The following is a 6,407-nucleotide window of genomic DNA, read 5'->3' on the forward strand; positions in this document are numbered from 1 at the left end:
GGTACCACATGAAATCCAAAGACCTGTTGGGCCGGCACGGCGAGGACGTCGCCGCCGGTTACCTTGAAACCCTCGGCATGCTGGTGGTGGAGCGCAACTGGCGCTGTCCCGGGGGCGAAATCGACATCATCGCCCTCGACGGAGACACCTTGGTCATAGCCGAGGTGAAGACCCGGCGCTCACTTGACTACGGACACCCTTTCGAAGCCGTGGGGGCGGACAAGCTCGCCCGGCTTCACAGGCTCGGCGCGGCTTGGTGCCGCGACAGGGAGTTGCGGATGCCGCTGCGCCGGGTGGACGTGGTGGCCGTCGTGGACGACGGAAGCGGCCATCCGCTCGTGGAACACCTCAAGGGGGTGGGGTGAATGGGGCTCGGCCGCACATACTCCATCGCGCTGGTAGGGCTGAACGGCTACATGGTGGAAGTCGAGGCCGACATCGGCCAGACCCTCCCGGCGTTCGTGATCCTGGGACTGCCCGATGCCTCTCTGAATGAGGCAAAAGAAAGGATCAGGTCCGCAGCAAAGAATTCCGGCATTCCCCTGAGCCGGCGGAAGATCACCGCCAACCTCATTCCGGCCTCTTTGCCCAAGCGCGGATCCGGGTTCGACCTCGCCGTCACCATGGCCGTGCTCCGCGCAGCCAACGATATCCGGCCCACCGGAAAAACGGTCTTCATTGCCGAACTCGGGCTGGACGGCAGGCTTCGCCCGGTCCGCGGCATCCTCCCGGCTGTCATGGCCTCGGTCCAGGCGGGCTACCCGGACATTGTCGTGGCGCAGTCCAATCTGGCCGAGGCCGCCCTGGTTCCCGGCGCCAGGGCCCGTGGCTACCGGACCCTGGCCCGGCTGGCGTTGGACTTCGGTGCCGATCCCCAGGAACTTGTGCTCGATTTCGAACCCGACGACCCCGGTGAGCCCGAAGATGCGGCTTTCGAGGCCTCCCTCTGCCCTGATATGTCGGATGTTTCCGGGCAGGGAGAGGCCCGGCGCGCACTGGAAGTGGCAGCTGCCGGCGCCCACCACCTCCTGCTGACCGGACCGCCCGGGGCCGGCAAGACCATGCTGGCCGAACGTCTCCCCGGGCTGCTGCCGGACCTCGGCGACCAGGAATCCATGGAAGTCACGGCGATCCACTCACTGTGCGGGCTGCCGTCGTCGTCCGTGCAACTCCTGCGCCGGCCGCCCTTCGAGAATCCCCACCACTCCGCCACGGCAGCGGCCATCATCGGCGGGGGATCGGGCCTGCCCCGCCCCGGCGCGGCGTCCCGGGCGCACCGCGGCGTCCTGTTCCTGGACGAGGCGCCCGAATACGAGCGCCGGGTCCTCGACGCCCTCCGGCAGCCCTTGGAAAGCGGAGAACTTGTGATCCACCGGTCAGCAGGCACCGCAGCGTACCCGGCGCGGTTCCAGCTCGTGCTGGCGGCAAATCCCTGCCCCTGCGGCAAGGCCTCCGGCAAAGGGCTCGAGTGCACTTGCACGCCGGTGATGCGGAGGCGCTACCTCGCGAGGATGTCCGGGCCGTTGCTGGACCGGGTGGATATCCAACTGGAGGTTGAGCGGGTCTCCCTCGCGGAGTTCGGGCAGGCCGGCGCCGGGGAAGACACCACCGCGGTTGCCCGGCGAGTCGGTGAAGCCCGGGCCCGGCAGCTTGAGCGGCTGAAGCCTTTCAGCCTCGAAACCAACTCCCAGGTGCCTGGCCGGATCCTCCGCGGCGATCTGCGGCTGGAACCTTCGGCCACCCGCATCCTCGACCGCTCCCTGGAACGTGGTGTGCTCACGGCGCGCGGGTATGACCGCGTGCTCCGCCTGGCCTGGACGCTGGCAGACCTGGGGTACCGGGAGAGGCCGGACAGCGACGACATCGGGCAGGCCCTGGGCCTGCGGCAGGCCGCGGCGGTGGCGGCATGAAGGAAGCTTCGTTGGATACAGAACGGCTGGCACGCGCGGCACTGTCCCGGCTGATGGAACCCCAGGACGCGGCAGGCCTGGCACTGGTGCAGGCAGTGGGAGCCGTGGACGCCCTCGGAATCGCGACGGGGGAAGTGTCAGCGGGCCCCGAGCTGGAACGGGAAATCACCCTCCTCCTCTCGGACAACGGTCCTGCAACCGGGTGGGCCGGGATGGCCGCCGCGCTCAGGCGCTGGCAGCCACGGATCCCCGACCTCGCACCCGAACGCGACCTCGCCACCATGGCACGGCTGGGCGGCAGGCTCATCATCCCGTCGGACGACCTGTGGCCCCGGCAGCTGGCAGACCTCGGAATCCAGGAACCCATCTGCCTGTGGTGGCGCGGACAGGAACAACCCTTGCCCCGGGCAGATCTGTGTATCGCCCTGGTCGGTTCCCGGGACAGCACCAGCTACGGTGCCTCAGTCACCGGCGACGTGGCCTATTCGCTGGCACAACGGGGATTCACCATCGTCTCGGGCGGTGCCTACGGGATAGATGCCCATGCCCACCGGGCAGCCCTGGCCGGAGGTTCCGGTCCCATGCCTACAATCGCGGTCATGGCAGGGGGTGTGGACCGCTTCTATCCGTCGGGCAATGAAGACCTCCTCCGGGCCGTAGCCAACCAGGGTGCAGTACTTGCCGAAGTACCGCCGGGGTCCGCCCCGACGCGGTACCGGTTCCTGCAACGGAACCGGCTCATCGCCGCCCTTTCCGCCGTCACCGTTGTGATGGAGGCGCGGTGGCGTTCCGGGGCACTCAACACGGCCCATCATGCCGAAACGCTGGGCCGGCCGGTGGGCGCCATCCCGGGATCGGTCCACAGCGCCAATTCCGCGGGCTGCCACCGGCTGCTCCGGGACGGCGGGGCCGTCTGCGTGACAGACGCCTCCGAAATAGCCGAGCTCGCCTCACCCACCGGAGCGGCGCTGCCTGAGCAGCGGCAGGGGGGCTCACAGGTCCAGGACGGGCTGACGCTGGAAGACCTCATCCTGCTTGACGCCCTGCCCCTGCGCTCGACCACATCAGTCGAAAAGCTTTCCGTTGTGGCCGGACTCGGACAGGACTCGGTGCGGGCAGGGCTGGGCAGGCTTGGACTGCTGGGGCTGGCGGTCTCCGAAAGGGGCGGCTGGAAACGCGGAAAGACACCCTCCTGACACCCCCGGTATCCGGACAACCGCTGCGCCCGGGCTGCCGCTGCTGAGTCGCCGCTGCCGGATTGCGCAGGAGAGCAGGATCCGCGCCGTGTCAGGCAGCCCGGCCCCCACCAAACCTGAGACAGTTAGGGAGTGGAACATGAGGAACTGCCGCCGGAACTCAGCGACGCCCTGGACGCGTTCGCCGGCTACCTGTCGGGGGAGCGGGCGGTATCCGCGCACACCCGCCGCGCCTACCTGGGGGACCTGCACAGCCTCCTGGCGCATGCGGCTTCCGAAGGGGCCGTCGGGCTCCAGGATCTCGAGCTCGGAACGCTGCGGCGCTGGCTCGGCGTCCAGAGCCAATCGGGTGCGGCGCGTGCAACTCTTTCCCGGCGCTCCGCCACAGTCAGGGCTTTTACGGCCTGGGCGCTGCGGGAAGAGCGGATCACAGCGGATCCCGCCCTGCGTTTGAAGGCGCCCAAGCGTGAAAGGTCCCTTCCCGGTGTCCTGCATGCATCCCAGCTGGCCCGGCTGCTGGCAGGCATGGAAGAAGCAGCAGCCGACGGTACGCCGGTGGCCGTCCGCGACCGCGCGATCGTGGAACTCCTTTACGCCACGGGCGTGCGCGTGGGTGAACTCGCCGGCCTGGACATCGACGACCTGGATCCCGACCGGCGGACGCTTCGGGTGCTGGGCAAAGGCAACAAGGAAAGAACCGTCCCCTATGGCGTCCCCGCGGCAGTGGCAGTGGATGACTGGCTGCGGCGCGGCCGGCCGGCACTCGCCAAGGACACCAGCGGCCCGGCGCTTTTCCTGGGCGCGCGCGGCGGCCGGGTGGACCAGCGGCAGGTGCGGGAGCTGGTGAACCGGCTTTTCCAGGCGCTGGGCGACACATCGGCAACAGGACCGCACGCGCTCCGGCACTCGGCCGCCACGCACCTGCTCGACGGCGGCGCTGACCTCCGTGCGGTGCAGGAAATCCTGGGGCACAGCAGCCTCGCCACAACGCAGATCTACACCCACGTCTCGGTGGACCGGCTGCGGAAAAGCTACCAGCAGGCCCACCCCAGGGCCTAGGGAACAGGCCGCTAATAGCACTGGCGTAATTTTGCGGCTTACGGCACAATAAGAGTCACGTCCGGCAACTCTCAAGTGCCGCTTGAAGCTCATTGGCTGTTGCGGTGCGGCAGGTCCGGACGCAGCTTTATCCGAAATATCTGAATAAGCAGGCGGAACACTCCCACGGGACGCGGCACAGCGGTTCCATCCAGGCAGAGGGCGTTGGGGAAGACGTACCTAGAGCTATGGAGGATGGAATGTCTGTTGCAATGACCCGCGGTGTGCTGTTCGTTCACTCGGCCCCTACGGCCCTGTGCCCCCACGTTGAGTGGGCCATTGGTTCCGTCGTGGACAAGCGGACGGATCTTGAGTGGGCCCCTCAACCTGCCGCACCCGGAATGTTCCGGGCTGAACTCTCCTGGACCGGGGCTCCCGGGACGGGGGCCAAATTGGCGTCTTCACTGCGGGGCTGGGCCCACCTGCGTTTCGAAGTCACCGAGGAGCCAAGCCAGGGAGTGGACGGAGCGCGGTGGTCCCATACTCCCGAGTTGGGCATCTTCCACGCAGTAACAGACGTGCACGGCAACATCATGGTGTCCGAGGACCGCATCCGCTACGCCTACGAATCCGGCGCGGGTGACCCCGCCGCCGTCTACCACGAACTGTCGCTCGCCCTCGGCGAGGCATGGGATGAGGAGCTCGAACCCTTCCGGCACGCCGCGGAGGGCGCTCCTGTCCGCTGGCTGCACCAGGTGGGCTGACCCGCCGTCGCCCTGCCGCAACACGGCACCAGGAACTACCACACTCTCCATAGCAAAGAGGAGGCCCCGCCAACGGCGGGGCCTCCTCTTTGCTGCCGCCCGTGCCTGCGCACGGGCCGGAACCTAGACGCTGCGGATGGCAACGACGGCGTTGTGCCCGCCGAAACCAAAAGAGTTGCTCAGTGCCACGATGTTCCCGCCCGGCAGGTCACGTGCTGAGGTGACGACGTCGAGCGGAATCTCGGGATCCTGGTTCTCGAGGTTGATCGTCACCGGAGCCTTGCGCTCATGGACCGCCAGGACGGTGAGGACAGCCTCCACCGCGCCGGAGGCACCCAGGAGGTGGCCCATCTGGGACTTGGTGGCGGAGACGGCCACGTTGTCCACGTGCTTGCCCAGCGCGGCGCGCAGCGCGGTGTACTCGGGCTTGTCGCCTACAGGTGTGGAGGTTGCGTGGGCGTTCACGTGGACCACGTCCTCGGCTTGGATGCGGCCGTCGAACATGGCTGCCTTCAAGGCACGGGTGGCGCCCAGGCCTTCGGGGTCCGGAGCAGTGATGTGGTATGCGTCCGCGGTGACGGAGGTCCCGGCAAGCTCAGCGTAGATACGGGCACCGCGGGCCAGGGCGTGCTCTTCGGCCTCGAGCACCAGCGCGCCGGCGCCTTCGCCCATGACAAAGCCGTCACGTGCGGTGTCGTAGGGCCGGGAAGCCCGCTCGGGCTCGTCGTTGCGTCGGGACAGTGCCTGCATGGAGGCGAAGGCGGCGAGCGGCATCGGGTGGATTGCCGCTTCCGCGCCACCGCACATCACGACGTCGGCCTTGCCGGAACGGATCAGGTCCAGCCCCAGGTGCATCGCCTCGGTGCCTGATGCGCAGGCGGATACGGGGGTGTGTGCCCCGGCGCGTGCGCCGAGGTCGAGGCTGACGGCAGCGGCGACACCGTTGGGCATCAGCATGGGGACCGTCATGGGCAGGACCCGGCGGGGGCCCTTCTCCTTCAGGGTGTCCCAGGCGTCCAGCAGCGTCCACACGCCACCGATGCCGGTGGCGAAAGCGACAGCCAGGCGGTCCTGGTCGATTTCGGTGATGCCGGCGTCGGCCCACGCTTCACGCGCGGCGATGACGCCGAACTGGGTGGACGGGTCCATCCGCTTTGCCTCAACACGGCTGAGCACGTCCAGGGCCGGGGTGCTGCACCGGGCAGCGAAATGGACGGGCAGCTCGTACTTGGCAACCCAGTCGTCCTCCAGGGTGCGGGCACCGGAGACCCCCTTGAGCGCGTTGTTCCACATAGTGGGTACGTCGCCGCCGATGGGCGTTGTGGCGCCCAGACCGGTAATGACTACTTTGCGTGTCATGGGATCACTCTTTCGTCGGTGGGGAATCCTTCTCCGCCTGCCGGAGGGTCCCGCGTTTTAATGGCCGGCTCAGTGCCGGATGAAGATCAATGCAGCGGGGGGGGGGGGGGGGGGGGGGGGGGGGGGGGGGGGGGGGAGGA

6 protein-coding genes are annotated in these 6,407 nt (G+C 68.3%); 5 read left to right on the top strand and 1 reads right to left on the bottom strand.

Annotation, left to right across the window (positions count from 1 at the left end; genetic code table 11):
- The first annotated feature begins 8 nt into the window (after positions 1-8).
- The 5 genes from ACYQ1Z_RS02490 (at position 9) to ACYQ1Z_RS02510 (ending at position 4,908) form a co-directional block, all read left to right on the top strand.
- Positions 9-365, top strand: coding sequence for a YraN family protein (locus tag ACYQ1Z_RS02490; RefSeq protein ID WP_459790843.1), 357 nt, complete (start codon positions 9-11; stop codon positions 363-365).
- Complete coding sequence (locus ACYQ1Z_RS02495; RefSeq protein ID WP_459790844.1) at positions 366-1,910, top strand: YifB family Mg chelatase-like AAA ATPase; 1,545 nt, start codon at positions 366-368, stop codon at positions 1,908-1,910. It begins immediately after the preceding gene.
- Positions 1,907-3,106: a DNA-processing protein DprA gene (gene dprA / locus ACYQ1Z_RS02500; RefSeq protein ID WP_459790845.1), complete on the top strand. Its 1,200-nt coding sequence runs from the start codon at positions 1,907-1,909 to the stop codon at positions 3,104-3,106. Before ACYQ1Z_RS02495 ends, dprA begins: the two co-directional genes overlap by 4 nt.
- A gap of 132 nt (positions 3,107-3,238) precedes the next feature.
- Entirely contained in the window at positions 3,239-4,165 is a 927-nt protein-coding gene (locus tag ACYQ1Z_RS02505; protein WP_459790846.1) for a tyrosine recombinase XerC, read from the top strand.
- A 239-nt stretch (positions 4,166-4,404) separates the two neighbouring features.
- Complete coding sequence (locus ACYQ1Z_RS02510; protein WP_459790848.1) at positions 4,405-4,908, top strand: DUF3145 domain-containing protein; 504 nt, start codon at positions 4,405-4,407, stop codon at positions 4,906-4,908.
- A 123-nt stretch (positions 4,909-5,031) separates the two neighbouring features.
- On the opposite strand, the gene fabF is transcribed toward ACYQ1Z_RS02510, so the two are convergent.
- Positions 5,032-6,267 carry a beta-ketoacyl-ACP synthase II gene (gene fabF, locus ACYQ1Z_RS02515; protein WP_459790849.1) on the bottom strand — a complete coding sequence of 412 codons (1,236 nt, stop codon included), beginning with the start codon at positions 6,265-6,267 and terminating at the stop codon, positions 5,032-5,034.
- Positions 6,268-6,407 lie beyond the last annotated feature (140 nt).

It is taken from the genome of Arthrobacter sp. AD-310 (assembly GCF_054656615.1).